The 19,734-nt window shown below is 52.5% G+C and carries 16 protein-coding genes; 9 read left to right on the top strand and 7 right to left on the bottom strand.

The window, feature by feature from the left end; translation table 11 throughout:
- The first annotated feature begins 2 nt into the window (after window positions 1–2).
- The 5 genes from Q8W24_RS00980 to Q8W24_RS00960 all read left to right on the top strand — a co-directional run bounded on the left by Q8W24_RS00980 (window position 3) and on the right by Q8W24_RS00960 (window position 5,413).
- Entirely contained in the window at window positions 3–1,913 is a 1,911-nt protein-coding gene (locus Q8W24_RS00980) for an ATP-binding protein (RefSeq protein ID WP_305474094.1), read from the top strand.
- A gap of 252 nt (window positions 1,914–2,165) precedes the next feature.
- Window positions 2,166–2,576 carry a transposase gene (locus tag Q8W24_RS00975; protein ID WP_305474092.1) on the top strand — a complete coding sequence of 137 codons (411 nt, stop codon included), beginning with the start codon at window positions 2,166–2,168 and terminating at the stop codon, window positions 2,574–2,576.
- A 251-nt stretch (window positions 2,577–2,827) separates the two neighbouring features.
- Window positions 2,828–3,823, top strand: a complete 996-nt coding sequence (hemH, locus tag Q8W24_RS00970; protein WP_305474090.1) for a ferrochelatase — start codon at window positions 2,828–2,830, stop codon at window positions 3,821–3,823.
- 318 nt (window positions 3,824–4,141) lie between these two features.
- Window positions 4,142–4,423, top strand: coding sequence for an RNA-binding protein (locus Q8W24_RS00965; protein ID WP_303432978.1), 282 nt, complete (start codon window positions 4,142–4,144; stop codon window positions 4,421–4,423).
- 123 nt (window positions 4,424–4,546) lie between these two features.
- Window positions 4,547–5,413, top strand: a complete 867-nt coding sequence (locus tag Q8W24_RS00960; RefSeq protein ID WP_305474088.1) for a crotonase/enoyl-CoA hydratase family protein — start codon at window positions 4,547–4,549, stop codon at window positions 5,411–5,413.
- A gap of 58 nt (window positions 5,414–5,471) precedes the next feature.
- Here Q8W24_RS00960 and Q8W24_RS00955 read toward each other — a convergent pair whose 3' ends face one another.
- Window positions 5,472–7,316, bottom strand: coding sequence for an ABC transporter ATP-binding protein (locus tag Q8W24_RS00955; RefSeq protein WP_303432976.1), 1,845 nt, complete (start codon window positions 7,314–7,316; stop codon window positions 5,472–5,474).
- Window positions 7,317–7,496: 180 nt separating this feature from the next.
- Window positions 7,497–8,813: an acetyl-CoA hydrolase/transferase family protein gene (locus Q8W24_RS00950; protein ID WP_303432975.1), complete on the bottom strand. Its 1,317-nt coding sequence runs from the start codon at window positions 8,811–8,813 to the stop codon at window positions 7,497–7,499.
- Between the two features lie 258 nt (window positions 8,814–9,071).
- Between Q8W24_RS00950 and Q8W24_RS00945 the strand changes: the two genes are divergently transcribed.
- Window positions 9,072–10,235, top strand: coding sequence for a type III PLP-dependent enzyme (locus tag Q8W24_RS00945; RefSeq protein ID WP_303432974.1), 1,164 nt, complete (start codon window positions 9,072–9,074; stop codon window positions 10,233–10,235).
- Between the two features lie 145 nt (window positions 10,236–10,380).
- Here Q8W24_RS00945 and Q8W24_RS00940 read toward each other — a convergent pair whose 3' ends face one another.
- The 5 genes from Q8W24_RS00940 to gcvT form a co-directional block, all read right to left on the bottom strand.
- Entirely contained in the window at window positions 10,381–10,680 is a 300-nt protein-coding gene (locus Q8W24_RS00940) for a type II toxin-antitoxin system death-on-curing family toxin (protein ID WP_370693289.1), read from the bottom strand.
- 106 nt (window positions 10,681–10,786) lie between these two features.
- Entirely contained in the window at window positions 10,787–10,957 is a 171-nt protein-coding gene (locus Q8W24_RS00935; protein ID WP_305413859.1) for an acetyltransferase, read from the bottom strand.
- Between the two features lie 200 nt (window positions 10,958–11,157).
- Entirely contained in the window at window positions 11,158–14,121 is a 2,964-nt protein-coding gene (gene gcvP, locus Q8W24_RS00930) for an aminomethyl-transferring glycine dehydrogenase (RefSeq protein WP_305474086.1), read from the bottom strand.
- Between the two features lie 300 nt (window positions 14,122–14,421).
- Window positions 14,422–14,808: a glycine cleavage system protein GcvH gene (gene gcvH, locus Q8W24_RS00925; RefSeq protein ID WP_303432970.1), complete on the bottom strand. Its 387-nt coding sequence runs from the start codon at window positions 14,806–14,808 to the stop codon at window positions 14,422–14,424.
- A 242-nt stretch (window positions 14,809–15,050) separates the two neighbouring features.
- Entirely contained in the window at window positions 15,051–16,148 is a 1,098-nt protein-coding gene (gcvT, locus tag Q8W24_RS00920) for a glycine cleavage system aminomethyltransferase GcvT (RefSeq protein ID WP_305413857.1), read from the bottom strand.
- Window positions 16,149–16,533: 385 nt separating this feature from the next.
- Here gcvT and dctP point away from each other — a divergent pair, with 385 nt between their 5' ends.
- The 3 genes from dctP to Q8W24_RS00905 all read left to right on the top strand — a co-directional run bounded on the left by dctP (window position 16,534) and on the right by Q8W24_RS00905 (window position 19,673).
- Window positions 16,534–17,541 (top strand): TRAP transporter substrate-binding protein DctP, encoded by a 1,008-nt coding sequence (gene dctP / locus Q8W24_RS00915; protein WP_303432967.1) that lies wholly within the window; start codon window positions 16,534–16,536, stop codon window positions 17,539–17,541.
- A gap of 69 nt (window positions 17,542–17,610) precedes the next feature.
- Window positions 17,611–18,264, top strand: a complete 654-nt coding sequence (locus tag Q8W24_RS00910; protein ID WP_305474085.1) for a TRAP transporter small permease subunit — start codon at window positions 17,611–17,613, stop codon at window positions 18,262–18,264.
- A 2-nt stretch (window positions 18,265–18,266) separates the two neighbouring features.
- Window positions 18,267–19,673, top strand: a complete 1,407-nt coding sequence (locus Q8W24_RS00905) for a TRAP transporter large permease (RefSeq protein ID WP_303432964.1) — start codon at window positions 18,267–18,269, stop codon at window positions 19,671–19,673.
- The last annotated feature ends 61 nt before the right edge of the window (window positions 19,674–19,734 follow it).

The raw sequence follows: 19,734 nt of genomic DNA, 5'->3' as shown, positions 1-19,734 counted from the left end.
AAATGGAACAACCATGCCTGTTCGGCCCAAACTTCTTGGAAAAACTAGTAGGAAAATCCATATTACATGACCCAAAAGTTGCGATTGTTGAATTAGTAGCAAATGCATGGGATGCGGGGGCAAGTGAAGTTGTTATTACTTGGCCAACAAAAGAAAATGAACAGTTATTTTCCATAGAAGATAACGGTAGTGGCTTAACGGAAAAAGAATTTACTTCTAGGTGGAGAACGCTTGCATACGACCGAATCGGTGCTCAAGGAAATGTAGTTGTCGTAAACGATAAAAATCGAACAGTGTTTGGAAAAAATGGCGTCGGTCGATTTGCTGGGTTCTGCTTTGGCGATTCCTATTTTGTCGCTTCTAATAAAGAAAATGAGCATATTGAATACCAAATAATGCCCGGAAGTGGAGAATCGCCGTTTTCTCTAGTTAAGCAGGATCCGGTTACCTATGTTCGGGTAAAAGGAACAAAGATTTTCGCAAGAGATAAGTCATCATTACGGATAGACGAAGATACGGTTAGATCTGAGATCGGAATGAGGTTTTTAACTGACCCGTCATTTACATGCATTGTAAATGGATTGACAGTAAACTTTTCGCACATACCAGAAGAGAATATAGCGCGACATAGTTTAAATCTATCGTCCGGCGATGTGATAAATATAGTCATAATCGATACGAGCGATGCAGATAAAACCACAAAACAGCATGGTATTGCATGGCATGTAAATGGGCGACTGGTTGGAGAAGCGGACTGGAAAAGCTACGGGTTTGATGAAATTATTGATGGAAGATCATCAGAGGCCAAGCGGCACACATTTATAATAGACGTTAATTTTTTGGCTAGTACAGACTCGGTTAAGAAAGACTGGACAGGTTTTAATATGACGCCGGAGTTTGAGCTAGCAAGGAATGAAGTGTTTGATTTTGTTAAAGCGCATATATTTGGCCAGACAAAACAAAAGAGAGACCAAGTATTCTCTAACGTTAAAAAAGCGCATGGAGGGGAGTTAGAGAAATTAACTCCTCTTCGTGTAGAGCGCTGGGAAGAGTTTGTAACTGAAATACAACGTGAATGTACAAATTTGAATGAGAAGGATCTATTTAAGCTCTCTGGCGTGTTAATAAAAATGGAGCAGTCAGACACTAAATACTCGCTTATTAGCAAGTTGCACGAGCTTGATCCTAGCCAGATTGATAATCTACATAATATCTTAGCTGATTGGAGTTTGGATCTTGCTAAGGAAGTATTGGATGAGCTTCAAATAAGATTAAGGCTACTAGATGAGCTGCGAGATAGAGTTTTAGATGTCAATACAAAAGAAGTCCAAGATTTGCAACCGTTATTTCATCAAGGATTATGGATATTTGGTCCAGAATTTGAAACGATCGAATTTACGTCTAATGAGGGAATGACCAAAGTTATTCAAAACCTTTTTAAATTAGATAAAAAGGGTAGTCGGAATAGGCCTGATTTTGCAATATTACCTGAGAGTACAGTAGGTAGTTACTCGTATCATAAGTATGACGACGATGGCGGTGAGATTGGAATTGACAGGCTTGTTGTTGTAGAGCTTAAAAAACCTGGAATACCCATTAGTACAGATGAGAAGAGTCAGTGTTGGCGGTATGTGAGCGAGCTTCTTAAGAAGGGGTTAATTAGCAGGGATACTCGAGTAACGTGCTTTGTATTGGGTAGTGAAATTGATCCCTTCGAACGGGATGCTAGGAAAGAAAATAATGACAGATGCACTATTCAGCCTCTAGATTACCAAGTTGTGATTTCTCGGGCTAAAAGCCGTTTACTGAAATTGTATGACCGTGTTAAAGGCGCACCATTTTTGGAAGAGCAGCGTAAAGAGCTTGAAGCTAAGGATAGACAGAATGTTATTGAGTTTGAGAAAAAAGAATAACAAACGGCTCCACGCAGACGCCCAAACCTACGCTCTTTTTGTGGTTTTCGCTGCGCTCACTTTACCACAAAAAGCTCTCCGGTTTGGGCGCTGGTGAGCCGGGCGTTCAGGCTGTAGAAAAACCTCCCGAACGATGGTCTGATCGGGCGTTTGAAACGCAGGAGGCGGTGATGGCTCGATTCAATCACTATGATTACAACCAAACGTCGATGGTGGTGATTAATTATCAGGATCAGTTACAGGCGGGGGCATTTGAGCACGCTCTGCATTACCCCTGTTTTTTATAAAGAGGCTGAAAAGCTGGATCTTTCCGCGTTTCACCAGCTCTACAAAAATGGCCAAGAAGGCCGCCCAGCTTACGATTCAGCCATTTTGCTAAAAATCAGCCTGTTTGCTTATTCCAAAGGCATCACTTCCAGCTGTGAGATTCCGTGGTGCTGTGAAACCAATATCCTCTTTAAAGCCCTGTCCTGCGATACGGTGCCGCACTTCACGACCCTTGCTTATTTTGTTAGCAGCCAGCCGAAAGCCATTGAAGACCTGTTTGAACAGGTGTTGTTGATCTGTGATCAGCAGGGATTTTCAGGCCATGAGCTGTTTGCCATTGATGGCTGTAAAATGCGCGGTAGTTTTCAACCCAGTTGCCCACATAGCTGCGTTTAAGCAGTCTGTTTATTGAACTCAATCTCCTGCAGTTTTCCAGGATTGAGCGAGACGGATCCGACGGCTTCCCAGTTTCGAATATCGCCAGATCAGTACTTGGGGTTCAGACTCTTTGTTCGTTTATAAACCGCTTCATGTTTGGCTAACAGCTCTGTATCGAAAGTGAGCGATTGTCAGACTTTTAATGACCTTTAAAAGGGAGCTGGGTAAACTTACGCAAAACTTATACAAGCGGCTGCTAAGGAGCGTTCATGTCATCCAATCAACCACCGTTCGGGGTGCTGTTGGTCAATCTTGGGACACCAGAGGCCCCAACCGCTGGGGCGGTGCGCAAGTATCTGGCGGAATTTCTGTGGGACCCCCGGGTGGTGGATGTTGCGCGGCCATTGTGGTGGCTGATTTTACATGGCGTGATTTTGCGTATTCGTCCTGCCCGGGTAGCCAGGGCCTATGCTTCGGTCTGGCGTGAAGACGGTTCACCACTGATGCACTTTTCCCTGTTACAGCAGCAGGCATTAAAAGAAGCACTGAGCCAGCACTATGGCTGCGATATTCCGGTTGCCCTCGCCATGACCTATGGCCAGCCGGATATGGAACAGGCTGGCAGAAGCCTGCGTCAGGATGGTGTCAGCAATATGCTGGTGCTGCCGCTTTATCCACAATATTCCTCATCCACAACGGCGGCGGTTTTTGATCGGTTGGCCAAAGGGTTAAAACGCTGCCCGCATCTGCCTGGCATGCGCTGGATCAATAGTTACTACAATCATCCTTTGTATATCCAGGCGCTGGCCCAGTCGGTGCGGGATTATTGGCAGGAACATGGGCGGGGCGACCGCTTGATGATGTCGTTTCACGGTATTCCGCAGCGTTATGAAGATAAGGGAGATCCTTATCCGGCACAGTGTCGGGAAACGGCTCACTTGCTGGCAGACGCATTAAAGCTGTCGCCAGAGCAATGGATCTGTTCTTTTCAGTCGCGCTTTGGTCGGGAAGAGTGGGTCAAGCCTTACACTGACCATACGCTCAAGGCGTGGGGCGCAGAAAAGGCCGGGCGGGTGGATATTATCAGTCCAGCCTTTGCCGTTGATTGTCTGGAAACCCTGGAAGAACTGGATGTTGAAAACCGTGAGTTGTATCTGGCGTCGGGTGGCAGCGATTTCCATTACATCCCTTGCCTGAACGATCGTGACGATCATATTCAGATGATGGTGGAGCTGGTCAGCAGTAACACCCAGGGCTGGCGCTGATTCCGGGGAACCGGGCTATAAACGGCTGGTTGACAGGGGGGCGGGCGTTGATGTCGGGCCGGAGGATAGACAAGCAAAATCCATCCCGAGCGGGGTTGTGTGGTGGTGTTGACGGGTGCCAATTATGCCCATGATTGCCTCTTCGCATGGGTTGATCAATTGTCATAAAAACATCTTTGACTTTGCTATAACGGCTTAATAATCTGCCTGACTACAGAGACGAAGCAGGCTGGTATATCACCTGCAAATGATGATGTGGGCCGTGCCGTGAAACGATGCGGAATAAACCATGGACAACCCTGTTGACTGGAATGACGTATGAATATCTATGTTGGCAACTTGCCTTACTCCACAACCCAGGATGAACTGCACGAGCTGTTTTCCCGCTTTGGCGAGGTAGAGCGGGCAACGGTAGTCATCGACCGTGAAACCAATCGCTCCAAAGGATTCGGTTTTGTCGAAATGGCCAGCAGCAGTGACGCCAGCAGCGCTATTGAAGCCTTGAATAACACCGATTTGAATGGTCGGGTTTTACGGGTGAACGAAGCCAAGCCCAGAGAGAATCGACCTCGTACACCACGGGCACCGCGGCCGAGCTGAGTCTCTGGCCAGCAGTGGGCTGCTGGTATCTCCATAACGAGACATTGCTTCCGGTTTTGTACGATAGAGGACGGTTTTTGTCCTCTCTGGTCATAGCCGCCGTTACCCTCTTGTGGAAGCATGATGGCACTCTTTCTGCCGGAACTGCATGCCATGACTTCTTCCTCCCCATCGACTAGCTCACCCTCTGCGCCGCGTGTGACCTGGGAGGTGAGTCAGCACATCGCCGTGGTGTATCTGAACCGGCCGGATAAACTGAACGGGCTGGATCGGCCCATGTTCCAACAGTTGATTCAGTGTGCCCGTGATATTCGTCGGGATCGTTCGATCCGGGTGGTGATATTGGCCGCCAGGGGCGATTCGTTTTGCGCCGGGCTGGATTTTGCGGCGGCCAGCAAGGACCGTTGGATGATTCCCAATCTGCTGCTGAAATGGCCCTGGAGCAAAACCAATCTGGCCCAGCAAATTGCCATGTGTTGGCGAGACTTGCCGGTGCCCGTGATTGCGGTGGTGCACGGCAACTGTTTTGGTGGTGGCTTGCAGATGGCGTTGGCGGCTGACTTTCGTTTTGCCGATGTGCAAACCCGTTTTTCCATTATGGAAATGAAATGGGGGTTGATACCGGATATGAGTATTCTGACCAGCCTGACCAATCTCACACGTCAGGATATTGCCAAAGAACTGACCATGACTGGACGGGTGTTCGATGCTGCGGAAGCACAGTCATATGGACTGGTAACGCAAGTGAGTGAGACGCCGATGGATGCCGCCATGGCTCTGGCCCAGAAGTTGGCCCAGCAGTCGCCGGACGCGATTGTGGCGACCAAGCGGCTGTTTAATCAAGGCTGGAAGCGAGGCGAATGGTCGGCGTTACGACTGGAGCGTTGGCTGCAATACGGTTTGCTGGGGCGTAAAAACCAGCAAATAGCGATGAAGAATGGCCTGAATAAAGGTTCGAAAGAGCCACGACCCTTTGAGCCGCGGCGCTAAGATCAGTAGGACTGTGCTGCTTGATTACCTGTATGGCATGGCAGAGAGGTAAGAGGTATCAGTCTTCGCCAATAAATCCACCGGTCTGATGAGCCCAGAGCTGGGCGTAAATTCCGCCCTGAGCCAGCAGTTGCTGATGAGACCCTTGTTCGACAATACGGCCTTGATCCATTACCAGCAGGCGATCCATGGCGGCAATGGTCGACAGCCGGTGGGCAATGGCGATCACTGTCTTGTTTTCCATCAGTTTGTAGAGGCTGGCCTGAATCGCCGCTTCGACTTCAGAATCCAGTGCCGAAGTTGCTTCGTCCATCATCAGGATCGGCGCATCTTTCAACAACACCCGGGCGATGGCGATCCGCTGGCGCTGGCCTCCCGACAGTTTGACACCACGTTCACCGACCTGGGCATCAAACCCCTTGTTGCCATAAGGGTCGTGCAGGCCGTGAATAAAGTCGAGGGCTTCGGCTTTGCGAGCCGCTTCTATCATATCTGCTTCGCTGGCATCCGGGCGACCATACAGAATATTGTCACGCACGCTGCGGTGTAACAACGAGGTATCCTGAGTGATCATGCCGATATTGGCGCGCAGGCTGTCCTGGGTAACGTCGGCAATGTTCTGGCCGTCGATACGAATGGTGCCACTGTCGATATCGTAAAACCGTAACAACAGGTTGATCAGGGTGGACTTGCCTGCCCCTGAGCGGCCGACCAGACCAATTTTTTCACCTGGCTGGATGTGAATGTCCAGATCACTGAAAATCTGCCGGTGGGTGTCGGAGTCGATGCCCTGATACCGGAAGTTGACCTTGTCCAGCGTGATTTCTCCACGTTGGACGGTCAGTGCCTGGGCGTCCGGTTTGTCCAGCACACTCAATGGTGTCGACAAGGTATTGATGCCATCGGAAACGGTGCCCAGGTTTTCAAACAGGGTGCCGACTTCCCACATAATCCACTGCGACATGCCGTTGATACGCAAGGCCAGGCTGACTGCAATGGCAATGGCGCCGACACTGATGGCGTGCTCCATCCAGAGCCAGATCGACAGGGCTGCTATGGTAAATACCAGCAAGTAGTTGATGGATTGCACGGCGACATTCAGACCGGTGCCGAGTCGCATTTGCTGGTGTACCGAGTCCATAAATCCAGTCATTGATTCACGGGCGTAGGCGGTTTCACGCTGGCTGTGGGAAAACAGTTTGACGGTCTGGATATTGGTGTAGCTGTCGACGATGCGGCCGGTCATTTGTGAGCGGGCATCGGCTTGTGCCGCCGAAACCCGTTTGAGTCGTGGTACAAAATAGATCTGGATCAGCACATAGGCCAGCAGCCAACCCAGCATCGGCAGTATCAGCCGCCAGTCGGCTGCCGCGACCATCACAATAATGGCGGTGAAATACACCAGGATATAGACCAGTACATCCAGCAGTTTCATGACGGTTTCGCGCACGGCGAGGGCCGATTGCATCACCTTGGTGGCGACACGTCCGGCAAAGTCATCCTGATAAAAAGCCAGACTCTGGCGCAACAGATAACGGTGTGCCAGCCAGCGAATTTTCATCGGGTAGTTGCCCATCAGGGTCTGGTGCACCAGCGCCGAATGCAGAAAGCTGGTTAATGGCATCAGCACCAGAATCACCAGCGCCATGCCGATCAGGCTGGCGTATTCTTCCTGCAAAAAGGTATCGGGATTTTTTTCCGATAACCAGTCAACCAGATTACCCATAAAGCCAAACAGGGATACCTCCAGAATCGCTGCCAGCGCCGTCAGCAATGACATGCAGACCAGTGGAATCTCAACTCCATGACTGTAATGGCGACAAAAGGCATACAGGCCTTTGGGGGGCTGTTCCGGTTGCTCTGGTGGGAAAGGGTTAACCAATCGTTCGAAAAAATTCAGCATAGGATAAAAGCTCGGACACTCGTCAGGCAGAGTGAATCAGAAAGGCGGGTTTGGCCCAATGGCCTGATTCACGAAAGCCGCTACCTTAAACCAGAGACGTGACCTTGATAAGTCTGTTCGATGGATTGCCCTGTTCGAACAGACTGGCCGTGCGTGTGGGTGCCGCACGGCGGACTGGGGTCAGTGACAGTATCCCAGCTGGATGGCTTGCTGTGTCAGCTCCTCTCGGAACTTGGGATGGGCGATACCAATCAACGCTTTTACCCGTTGCGGGATCGACATGCCTTTCAGGCAGACATTGCCGTATTCGGTGACGATATAATGGGCATCCATCCGGGTATCGGTCACAGTGCCGCCGGTCAACTGCGGCACAATCCGGCTCAGGTTGTCGTGCTTGGCGGTGGAGTGCAGGGCGACAAACGAACGGCCACCTTTGGAACCGTAAGCCCCACGAACAAAGTCCAGCTGGCCGCCGGTGCCCGAGAACGGATGGCCAAGAATCTGCTCGGCGTTGATCTGGCCAGTGATATCCACCTCAATGGCGGAGTTGACCGAGACAATATTGGGGTTTTCCCGGATCACGCTGGGATTGTTTACCCAGGAAGCCGGGAAGCCCACGATCGACGGGTTATCGTCCATAAAATCAAACATCGCCCGATCGCCCAGTGCCAGAGTAAAGACGTGTTTGTGCTGCATGACACGCTTGAGGCGTCCATTCAGGGCACCACACTTGATCAGCTTGACCATGGCCGGAGAAAACAACTCCGAATGCAACCCCAGGTTCTGGTGGTGCTCCAGCATGGACAAGACCGCATTGGGTACACCACCAACGCCCATTTGCAGCGTGTCGCCGTTATCAATCCGCTCCGCGACCTGACGGGCAATGGCCCAGTCGACATCGGATGCGGCTGCGTCTGGCAGCTCGGTGAGTGGCACATCGGCTTCGATCAGCGCTTCAACTTCTGAAATATGCACCGAACATTCACCAAAGGTACGCGGCATATGGTGATTGACTTCGACAATCACCTTGCGGGCTTTGCGGATCACCGTGGCGCTGTAATCGGCGTTGGTGCCGAGGCTGAAATAGCCGTGTTTATCCATCGGCGACACCGTCACCATCAGACAATCCGGGCTGATGTTTTCGGTCAACATCCGGCCTACCTGGTGAAACGACGAAGGGACAAACTCGATCCAGGGGTGGTCGGCATTGTTCTTGACAGCCAGACGGTCATAACTGCTCAGAAACAGGCAACGAGGTGTAAATTTACCCCGCATGGCAGGGGTCAGCAGTTGTTCTTGCAACGTTGCGGAGCCGTGCATGTAATAAATGTTAAGTGCAGGCAGGGCATCGTTTTTATAGGCATCCGCAATCGCCGTAATCAGCGCTGGTGGCATGGCGACTCCCATACCGAGAATCAGGTTGTGGCAATCACTCAGTCGCTCCGCAGCCTGTGATGGCGTCAGGCGTTTTTCCATATACAAATCATTCCAGCTCATAAGGCGTCCTTTGGGTTAAGCGGGTCAGGAGGAAATAGTAATCGATGGGTTTTATAGCATCATCTGCCACTGATACGGCAGTATTGAGACGATCTGGATCAAGGTTTGGGTGATTGCTTGCGGCTGCCGATGTTGATCATATTCTGTGATCGTAAAGAGAAAAAAATAGCGCTTTTACTTCTCGTAAATAACCCTATCTTTGCGCCTCCCAATCAGCACCCATGCTGACGGATCTTATTCGAGGAGACAACGAGCCAGATGCTCACTCAACCAGAAGATTACTACGACGCCGATACCTTTGCGCGCATCAAAGCCTTTGCCGATCAACAGGAAACCCCTTGCCTGGTGATTGATACACAGCTGTTTGCCCGGCAACTGGATTCCTTGCTGGACTGTTTTCCGTACGCCAAAACCTACTATGCCGTGAAAGCCAACCCGGCCCCGGAATTGCTGGCGATATTGCAGCAACGTGGTTGTAATTTTGATGTGGCATCACGGTATGAGCTGGACAAGGTGTTGGCATTGGGTGTGTCTGGTGATCGGGTGAGTTTTGGTAATACCATCAAAAAAGCGGCTGATATCCGCTACTTTTTTGACAAGGGTGTCACTCTGTTTGCTTCCGACAGCGAAGCCGATCTGCGTAATATTGCCCGTGCGGCTCCCGGTGCCCGGGTATTTATTCGTATTCTGACCGAGGGTGCCCAAACCGCCGATTGGCCGTTGTCGCGCAAATTTGGCTGTCAGACCGATATGGCGCTGGATCTGTGTATTCTGGCGCGTGATCTGGGGTTGGTGCCGTATGGTATTTCCTTCCATGTGGGGTCCCAGCAGCGTGAAATAGGTGTTTGGGACTCCGCCATCGCGAAAGTGAAATGGATCTTCGAACGACTGCAAGAAGAAGATGGCATCAAGCTGCAAATGATCAACCTGGGGGGCGGTTTTCCGGCCAACTATATTAGCCGCACCAACGATCTGGAAACCTACGCCGAAGAAATTACCCGCTATCTGCGAGAAGATTTTGGTGATGACTTCCCGGAAGTGATCCTGGAGCCGGGTCGTTCGCTGGCAGCCAATGCGGGGGTGTTGGTCAGTGAAGTGGTGCTGATCAGCCGCAAGACCCGATTTGGGTTACACCGATGGGTGTACACCGACATTGGTAAATTTGGTGGGTTTATTGAAACCATGGATGAAGCGATCAAGTACCCCCTGTATGTTGAGAAAAAAGGCGAAGCAGAAGAGTGCGTGATTGCCGGGCCAACCTGCGATAGCGCTGATATCTTGTATGAAGATTACAAATATCAACTGCCGCTGAATCTGGCGATGGGGGATCGTATGTACTGGTTTTCTACCGGGGCTTACACCACCACCTACAGCGCGGTGGAATTTAACGGCTTCCCGCCGTTACAGGCGTATTGCATCTGAATCTGACGGACAGCCACGGAGGGCGTCTCTATATTCGTGGCAATCCAGGAATAATGATTTTGTAATTTGATTGATGTCACGTCGGGACGGACCGGTTTTGTCCATGTCCATGAGGGCTCGTCCGTGTTTGTTGATGACTTATCTTTCAGTGACGTTCTTGCTCAGAATCATATTGAGAATAAAGCAAATCGGCGATGTCCTTGGCTGAAAGCTCTCCAAGTACCAAGTCTCTGATTGCGTCGGCCAGTAGATCGTTGTCCTGGTTGATTTCGAAATCATGTAACGATAAATATTCCAGAGCAATGGCCAGAGAAGTGCGTTTGTTCGCATCTGGCAAGGCATGGGAATTTGCGATGACTTCAGCATACAGGCCAGCAATTTCAAAGACGTCATCGAGACCGTTGTAGTGAATGGCTGTCTCTATTCTGCCTAATGCCCCCTGCAATTTTCCTGTATCTACCGGACCTTTGTTTTGTGCCCCGGTTCAGTTTGTAAAATACAGGTATTGACTTCTATCACCCGTTCGAATGGGATCAGAATAATCCCCATGGTTACATGTCAGCCAGTTTGGCGAAGGTTTTGGCGTGTTTTTTGAGTACTGAACGGGTTTCAGCTTGGATGATTTTCTTGCCTTCTTCACCACTCAGGTCGAGCTGGCGGTCGGCTTTGATTTTGGGGCGTTGAACTGGTTTCACACCGTAACGAGCAATTTTTTCGTTCATCACAATTACCTCATTAAGAACAATGAGTATGGAGCGGCAGTAAAAATGTGTCCAGAAATAACAAAGCTTGCATTGGCGTATTCAGAATGACGTAACGGTAGGGAGCGGCGCTGTCCATGTCCATGAGGGCTCCGTTTGTTACCGCAGAATATAAGGACAGCCACGGAAGACGTCCCTATATCCGTGGCTGTTGCTTTGTATCAGTCTTCGTAGTTTTCAATCGCCGGACAAGAACAAATCAGGTTGCGATCACCATACACATCATCTATCCGGCCAACAGACGGCCAGAATTTATGCGCGCCGAGCTGGTGGGTTGGGTACACCGCCTGTTCACGGCTGTAGGGGCGATCCCAGTCTCCAATCGTGACGATTTCGGCGGTGTGCGGGGCGTTTTTCAGCGGGTTGTTGTCGGCGTCGAGTTCGCCCCGTTGAATGGCGTCGATTTCAGCTTTAATGGCGATCATGGCATCGGCGAAGCGGTCGATTTCGGCCTTGGACTCGGATTCCGTCGGTTCGATCATAAAGGTACCAGCCACCGGGAATGACATGGTGGGGGCGTGGAAGCCGTAGTCCATCAGGCGTTTGGCGATATCGACTTCGGTGATGCCGCTGGCGGCCTTGATCGGGCGCAGGTCAACGATGCATTCATGGGCGACGCGGCCGTTCTGGCCGGAGTACAGAATCGGGTAGTGGTCACTCAGGCGCTGGGCGAGGTAGTTGGCTTTCAGCAGGGCGTTCTGGGTCGCCAGACGCAGGCCGTCACCGCCCATCAGGGTGATATACATCCAGCTGATAGGCAGGATGCTGGAGGAGCCATAAGGAGCGGAAGAAACCGCGCCATTACCTTGAGCAGCGTTGTCTATCGGCCGTACGGTATGGTTGGCCACAAAGGGTGCCAGTGCCGCGGTCACGCCAATCGGGCCCATGCCGGGGCCACCGCCACCGTGTGGAATGGCGAAGGTTTTATGCAGGTTCATATGGGTGACGTCAGCGCCGATAAAGGCGGGCTGGGTGATGCCGACCTGGGCGTTGAGGTTGGCGCCGTCCATGTAGACCATGCCGCCGTTGGCGTGGATCAGTGCGCAAATTTCCTTGACGCCCTGCTCGTAAATTCCGTGGGTCGATGGATAGGTCAGCATCAGACAGGAGAGCTGGTCTTTTAGCTCTTCGGCTTTGGCTTTGAGATCGTCGAAGTCAACGTTGCCCTGGTCGTCGCAGTTGGTCACAACCACACGCATACCCGCCATTTGGGCGGAGGCGGGGTTGGTGCCGTGGGCAGAGCGTGGAATCAGGCAAACGTTACGATGCCCGTCGCCGCGGCTTTCGTGGTATTTGCGGATGGCCAGCAAGCCGGTGTATTCACCTTGGGCACCGGAGTTGGGCTGCATGCAGATGGCATCAAAGCCGGTAATGGCTTTGAGGTAGTCGTCCAGTTCGCCAATCATGGCTTCATAGCCCTGGGTTTGGGAAGCTGGCGCGAAGGGGTGGATATTGGCGAATTCTGGCCAGGTCACCGGGATCATTTCGGTGGTGGCGTTGAGCTTCATGGTGCAGGAGCCGAGGGTGATCATGCTGTGGTTCATGGCCAGATCCTTGGACTCCAGCCGCTTCAGGTAGCGCAGCATGTCGTGTTCGCTGTGGTACTGGTTGAAGGTCGGATGCGTCAGGAAGTCGCTGGTCCGGGTCAGCTCGGCCGGAATGGATGAGCGGCCTTGAGCGGCGCTGGTGACAATGTCGGCATCGAGGGCGTATACATCCAGGCCGTGATTTTGGTTGCCGAGAATAACGTCGAACAGCTGTTCGATGTCGGCAGCGCTGGTTTTTTCGCTGATGGTGACGCCCAGTGTATCGGCTGGCTGACCGGCATGGGTTAATCCCAGTGCGGCGTCGTCACGGAGGTTGAGTTGTGCGGCTTCGGCGCGGGCCAGTACGGCGGCGCGGTCGTTGACACGCAGGGTCAGAGTGTCGAACCAGCTGCTGCTGGCAAGTGTGACCCCAGCGGTTTGAGCGGCGTCTGAAGTCAGTCCGGCGGCAAGGATATCGGTTAGCCGGTGGATACGGGCGGCGATGGTTTTCAGGCCTTTGGGACCGTGATAAACCGCGTAGAACGACGACAGGTTAGCCAGTAAGACCTGGGCGGTACAGATGTTGGAGTTGGCTTTTTCGCGGCGAATATGTTGCTCGCGGGTTTGCAAGGCCATACGTAATGCCGGTTTGCCCTGGGCATCAATAGAGACGCCAATAATCCGGCCAGGAATGGAGCGCTTGAAGGCATCACGGGTGGCAAAAAATGCTGCGTGTGGGCCACCAAAACCCATGGGTACACCAAAGTGCTGGGCGTTACCGAGAACAATGTCGGCTCCCATTTCACCGGGAGCTTTCAGCGCTACCAATGCCATCAGGTCGGTGGCCACGGTGGCCATGGCGTGATTGGCATGCAGAGCATCGATGATGGTGGTGAAGTCACGCACGTCACCCTGCTTGCCGGGGTATTGGAACAGGGCACCAAAAACGTCGGCGCTGGCGGCATCGTCGGCGGGGCCAACCAGAATATCCCAGCCAAAGGCGGCGGCGCGGGTTTTGACTACGTCGATGGTCTGTGGCAGGCAGTTTTCATCAATAAAGAAGGTGTTGGATTTGTTTTTCTTGACCGAGCGTTTGGACATGGCCATGGCTTCGGCGGCGGCGGTGCCTTCATCCAGCAGGGAGGCGTTGGCCAGTTCCATGCCGGTCATATCGATGATCATTTGCTGGAAGTTCAGCAGCGCTTCGAGGCGACCCTGGGCTATTTCGGGCTGATAGGGGGTGTAGGCGGTGTACCAGCCTGGGTTTTCCAGCACGTTGCGCAGAATCACTGGCGGCATCAGGGTGTCGTGATAGCCCAGCCCGATGTAGCTTTTGAAGACCTTGTTCTGGGTGGCGAGACGGCGCAGGTAGTTCAGCGCTTCAAACTCTGTCTTGCTGGGAGCGATGTCCAGAAAGGGGGGGCGCAGAATGTCGGCCGGGACAATTTCAGCCGTAAGTGCATCGATGGAGTCGGCGTTTACAGCGGCGAGCATGGCGGCGGCTTCTGATTGATCCGGGCCGGTGCCGTTGGAGGCGATATGGCGACCGACAAAAGCGTCGTGTTGTTCCAGCTGTTGCAGTGACAGAGTTTGTGTCATTGAGAAGTTACCCTCAGTAAAAGCAAAGAACCCCTGAAGGGTCAGAGGTTCGTCTGGCGTGTCAGCCGGGTGTATAAGTCACGCTATGTGCTAATACATCCGATGCATACCTTGTATTTATGTGTCGATTGGCAGAGGCCGCAGGCGACCGATCGGTATGGATACAGCGAAACAGACTGTATCGATCGATCGTCATCCGGCGGTCTGAATCGGTATCCCGCAAGAGATGTTAATGGTGCAGCAGGGTCGCAAGCCCGCGTTACCCTGTTGCACCGGTTAATGCACTATCACAGCCACAGCTCAGCTTTCGCATGCGGCGGTGTAGGCCGCGGCGTCCATCAGGCCATCGAGGTCAGCGGCGTTGGCCAGTTCCATTTTGAAGAACCAGGCTTCACCGTATGGGTCTTCGTTGGCTTTTTCCGGCGCATCGACCAGGTCTTCGTTAACGGCGATGATTTTACCGGCCAGTGGTGCATAGATATCGGAGGCGGCCTTGACAGACTCGACCACTGCGCATTCGGCATCGGCATCGAATTCGGCATCCACTTCGGGTAATTCAACAAATACCACGTCACCCAGTGCTTCCTGGGCAAAGTCGGTAATGCCGATGGTCACCGTGCCGTCGGCTTCGATGCGCACCCATTCGTGAGAAGCGACGTATTTCAGATCTGAGGGTACATTGGCCATTGGTTTTCTCCAGGCTTCGGCATTGCCAGTGTGGCGCTAAAACGTGAGAGCCGATAACGGTTACTGGTGTAAACCGTGTCCGACTCGCCGTTTTACCCGTCCATAAAAGGATAACGCGGGCGGTTGACCGTACTGTTGCAACACCAGTGAGTGAGTTGTTAAAAAATCATCAGGTAGATAGTTTACTGCGTATTGTCGTCGGGAGAATTGCCTGGGGCAATGCTCCCGTCAGACGTTAGTCTTTATTCGCAGACTTTTTTGCCGTTACGTACAAAGGGCAGCTTAACGACTTTGGCGGGGACCTGCTTGCCTCGAATGTCTACCAGGCAATGATCGCCGGTGGCTTTCGGCACCCGGGCCATGGCGATGGAGCATTCCAGCGTTGGTGAGAAGGTACCGGAGGTGATTTCGCCTTCGCCCTGACCGTCTGTGCCAAGGTCGACAATCACTTTCTGGTGCGAACGCATAATGCCGCGACCTTCCAGAATCAGGCCAACCAGCTTGGTGGGTACGCCTGCGGCTTTTTCAGCTTCCAGCGCTGCCCGGCCAATAAAGTCGCGGCTGGCCGGTTCCCAGGCAACCGTCCAGGCCATATTGGCTTGCAGCGGGCTAACGGTTTCGCTCATGTCGTTGCCGTACAGGTTCATGCCGGCTTCCAGGCGCAGGGTGTCACGGGCGCCCAGTCCACAAGGTTGGACATCGGCTTCCAGCAGCGATTGCCAGAAGGCGGCAATTTCGGCGTCGGGCACCATGATTTCGAGACCGTCTTCACCGGTATAACCGGTGCGGGCGTAAAACCATTCGGCCTGTCCCCGGCCCTGGAAGACTTTCAGGCCATCAATGGCGGTGGCTGCTTCCGGTTTGACCAGCTTGACCTTGGCGATGGCTTGCGGCCCCTGGATGGCAAGCATGGCCAGTTCCGGGCGTTCGGTAAGGCAGATATTGGAAAAACCATGCAGGTTTTTTTCCATCCACTCCAGATCCTTGGCGCGAGTAGCGGAGTTGACCACCAGGCGATAACCGCTGTCGGCTTTATAGACGATCAGGTCGTCGATCACGCCGCCATCCTGATTCAACATGCCACTGTAGAGTGCCTTGCCTTTTTCCTGCAGGCGCGAGACATCGTTGGCCAGCAGTTTTTGCAGGTAATCGGTGGCGTCGGAGCCAGACAGATCAACAATAGTCATATGCGATACATCAAACATACCAGCGTGTTCGCGAACGGCCTTGTGTTCGACGATCTGGGAACCATAGTGAATCGGCATTTCCCACCCGGCGAAGTCTACCATCTTGGCATTGGCTTCCAGGTGTTTTGCATACAATGCAGTACGTTTGGCCATGGAGCGTCCTGTTGTCACATGTTGTGGGATTTACCCGCCAGTTACAGGTAATAAAGTACTGATCTGGTCGGTAAAAAATGGCCGGACAGTATACAGCCTTGCCACTGTACGCGCAGCAGTTGCACGGAGAATGTTGAGCGCCTGAAATCCGGTCGGGCAACAGAATTGGCTGGCGATTGGGGAAATACAGCTGCAGGAGCTGACTGAAAAAATCGAACAATGAGAAAAAAAATTCCTTTTTATGCAGAAAAGGCAGGAGTTTTTTGACCTATTCGAATATCGGTTTATTAAAAATATTATAAAAATCAATAACTTATATTTTGGCCCGAATACTGCTTTGTCGGAGGATACAAATACAATAATGCCCGACATCGGAGAATACCGAATGAACACCTTCAAAAAGCTCACGCTTGTTTCCGCCCTGTCCCTGTCTTTTATTGCTCCTGAAGTAATGGCCGACACCACCTGGAATGTATCACTGTGGGGTAAACGACGCGCCTTTACTGAAAACGTAGAGAAACTGGCCGAACTGGTTGAGCAAAAAACCAATGGCGAGTTCAAAATGAATATTTCCTATGGCGGCTTGAGCAAGGCCAAGGAAAACCTTGATGGTATTTCATTCGGTGCATTCGAGATGGCGCAGTTCTGTGCGTTTTATCATGCCGGTAAAAACCCGACCATCACGGTGAACGAATTGCCGTTCTCGCAGGATGTCTCGCTGGCCCGCGTGGCTGAAATCTACACCAAGGTGTATCAACATCCCATCGTCAAGAAAGACATGGCCCGCTGGAACGCTACCTTGCTGATGCCAACACCGCTGCCGCAGTACAACCTGGTGGCGAAAGGCGATGTGCTGACCAAGCTGGAAGATTTTGACGGTCAACGGACCCGTGGTCCGGGTGGCGTACTGGAAGTATTGACGCAATTTGGCGCGATCAAAACCGGTGTGCCGTTCAGTGAAGTGCGTCAGTCGATGGATTCCGGTGTGATTGATGCTGCTGCCTTTGCTCCCCACGCACATCTGGCGACCAATACCACCAATATCGGTACCTGGGCGACCACCAACCTGAACCTGGGTTCTGGTGATTGTCCGGTGGTTATGAATACCGAAGCCTTTGAAGACCTGAAACCTGCTTACCGCAAAGTCTTGCTGGAATCCGTGCCAGAAGCGATGGCGTATTACGTGGAAAACTACAACACCAATGCGGTTGCCGGTTACGAAAAAGCCTTGCAAGAGCACGAGGTAACCAAGGTGACCTTTACGCCAGCGCAAACGGCCATGCTGGATAAAGTCGCTGAGCTGGTACGTAAGGATTGGGTGCTGAAATACGAAAAACAATTCGATTCCCAAGCCTTGCTGGCATACACCACCGGTTTGTTCAAAGGCGAATAAGTACCTTTTGAAAGGGCCGGGTTCCCGGCTCTTTTCCCCTGATGATTTTTTTGCAAAGAGAGTCTGACCATGTCTGCAAGCGCGACCGTTCTGGTCGATCAATCTGTATTAAGCCGGGCTGACCAGCTTTATTATCGGCTGGAGTCTCTGCTGTCGTTATTGGGCGGCTGCGTCATTTTGATGCTGGTGTTTATGGCGGTGGCCAATATTCTGGGGCGCTGGTTTTTTGACCTGCCTGTGAGTGGTTACATCGACTGGGTAGAGCAGGGAATGGCCTTTATGGCGTTTCTGGGGCTGTCGTATACCCAGCGTGATGGTGGTCATATCCGAATGGATATTCTGATTGGTCAATTGAAGGGTCGCTGGTTGTGGGCGGTGGAATTGTTCACCGTGCTGGTGATGCTGGTGTTAAGTGTATTGCTGATGTACGGCTCGTATAAACACTTTAACCGTGCATTTGTGAATGGTGATACCTCGTTTGATATTGGCCTGGTGACCTGGCCTTCCAAGCTGGTGGTGCCGATTGCTTTGGGGCTGTTGTGTTTGCGTCTGATTCTGCAAGCCTGGGGGTATAGCCGTGCGCTGATTTCCGGCTCTCCGAATCCGGTGGCCGTGCCTCTGGTTGAAAGCGCGGCGGTGGTTGCGGCTCGTGAAGCGGCAACGGTGGCTACGGCTTCATTCGATATTGATGAAAATACAAACCCTGAACAAGGGAAGGACTGAGTATGAGTTTATGGGAAACCATGTCTGCCATGGACCCGATCTCGATCGGTCTTTGGGTAACTGGCGTTATGCTGTTGTGTGTCATCCTGGGGTTGCGGGTGGCATTTGCTGCTGCACTGGCTGGATTTCTGGGCTTGTTGTGGATTTTTTCAGCCCGTCTGGGGTTTGAAAAAGGTTTTGAAGTGGCCATTAAAATGGCCGGTACCATTCCGCATTCAAAGGTATCGTCACTGGCGCTGTCGTTGATTCCCACTTTTATTCTGATTGGTTTTCTGGCCTATCACGCAGGACTGACCCGGGCGCTGTTTGATGCCGCGAAAAAATGGCTGGGCTGGTTGCCCGGCGGTATGGGGGTTGCCACGGTATTTTCGACCGCCGGTTTTGCGGCAGTGTCGGGTGCATCGGTAGCCACGTCGGCGGTATTTGCCCGTATTGCGGTACCGGAAATGCTCAAGCTGGGCTACGACAAACGCTTTGCGGCGGGTGTGGTTGCGGCGGGTGGAACGTTGGCATCGTTGATTCCACCGTCTTCTATCCTGGTGATTTACGCCATTATTGTGGAGCAGGATGTTGGTGCCTTGCTGATGGCCGGTTTTATTCCGGGCATGGTATCGGCGTTTATTTACGGCGGTCTGGTTATCTTGCTGGCGTTGACCAATAAAAAGCTGGGGCCACCGGTGACCGGCTTTACCTGGAAAGATCGTTTCGCCACGCTGCCGGGCGCATCACCGATTCTGTTTGTTGTCGGTATCATTGGTATCTGTGTTTACGGCGGTGTTGGTACACCGACTGAAGCCGGTGCTCTGGGTGCGTTTGTGATCTTGCTGATGGCCTTGCACAAGGGCATGAAGCTGAGCCAACTGAAAGATGCGCTGCTGGAATCTGCCAAGCTGACAGTCATGATTTTCACCATAATCTGGGGTGTCTTGCTGTACGTGCGCTTCCTCGGCTTTGCCGATTTGCCGTCGGCGTTCTCCGATTGGCTGGTCGGTCTTGACCAGAGCCCGATGCTGACCCTGGTGTTTATCCTGTGTGCTTATGCGGTGCTGGGGATGTTTATGGATGCTATCGGCATGCTGCTGCTGACCCTGCCGGTCGTGTACCCTGCGGTGATGGCGTTGAACGGTGGCCCTGATGTTGCGGCGGTGGATTCGGCCTTTGGTGTGTCCGGGGTAGGCTGCGCCATCTGGTTCGGTATCATTGTGGTGAAAATGGCGGAGCTGTGTCTGATTACGCCGCCGATTGGTCTTAACTGCTTTGTGGTGGCGGGGGTTCGTCCTGAGTGTTCGGTTCAGGATGTCTTCCGCGGCTGTACACCTTTCTTTGTGGCGGATGTCTTCACGATTATCGTGTTGATCGCTGCCCCCGGAATTGTGTTGTGGTTGCCGGGACTGATGGGCTACGCGTAAGCTGGCGGGCCTGCACTCCGGCAGCGGCAGCTGCCGGAGTTTGCTATCAACCGAGTACTGG

The sequence above is a fragment of the Oceanobacter sp. 4_MG-2023 genome (assembly GCF_030689165.1).
Classification (GTDB): Bacteria; Pseudomonadota; Gammaproteobacteria; order Pseudomonadales; family Oceanobacteraceae; genus Oceanobacter.
The sequence above is the reverse complement of the archived record's forward strand: the minus strand, read 5'-3'. Positions and strand labels throughout refer to the sequence as shown.

Bases quoted from the DNA above. Each gene is read 5' to 3' on its own strand.
- gcvP (WP_305474086.1), bottom strand. From the start codon at position 14,121: ATGACACAAACTCTGTCACTGCAACAGCTGGAACAACACGACGCTTTT.
- Q8W24_RS00950 (WP_303432975.1), bottom strand. From the start codon at position 8,813: ATGAGCTGGAATGATTTGTATATGGAAAAACGCCTGACGCCATCACAG.
- Q8W24_RS00980 (WP_305474094.1), top strand. From the start codon at position 3: ATGGAACAACCATGCCTGTTCGGCCCAAACTTCTTGGAAAAACTAGTA.
- Q8W24_RS00965 (WP_303432978.1), top strand. From the start codon at position 4,142: ATGAATATCTATGTTGGCAACTTGCCTTACTCCACAACCCAGGATGAA.
- Q8W24_RS00960 (WP_305474088.1), top strand. From the start codon at position 4,547: ATGGCACTCTTTCTGCCGGAACTGCATGCCATGACTTCTTCCTCCCCA.
- hemH (WP_305474090.1), top strand. From the start codon at position 2,828: ATGTCATCCAATCAACCACCGTTCGGGGTGCTGTTGGTCAATCTTGGG.
- Q8W24_RS00945 (WP_303432974.1), top strand. From the start codon at position 9,072: ATGCTCACTCAACCAGAAGATTACTACGACGCCGATACCTTTGCGCGC.
- Q8W24_RS00905 (WP_303432964.1), top strand. From the start codon at position 18,267: ATGAGTTTATGGGAAACCATGTCTGCCATGGACCCGATCTCGATCGGT.
- dctP (WP_303432967.1), top strand. From the start codon at position 16,534: ATGAACACCTTCAAAAAGCTCACGCTTGTTTCCGCCCTGTCCCTGTCT.
- gcvT (WP_305413857.1), bottom strand. From the start codon at position 16,148: ATGGCCAAACGTACTGCATTGTATGCAAAACACCTGGAAGCCAATGCC.
- Q8W24_RS00910 (WP_305474085.1), top strand. From the start codon at position 17,611: ATGTCTGCAAGCGCGACCGTTCTGGTCGATCAATCTGTATTAAGCCGG.
- gcvH (WP_303432970.1), bottom strand. From the start codon at position 14,808: ATGGCCAATGTACCCTCAGATCTGAAATACGTCGCTTCTCACGAATGG.
- Q8W24_RS00955 (WP_303432976.1), bottom strand. From the start codon at position 7,316: ATGCTGAATTTTTTCGAACGATTGGTTAACCCTTTCCCACCAGAGCAA.
- Q8W24_RS00935 (WP_305413859.1), bottom strand. From the start codon at position 10,957: ATGAACGAAAAAATTGCTCGTTACGGTGTGAAACCAGTTCAACGCCCC.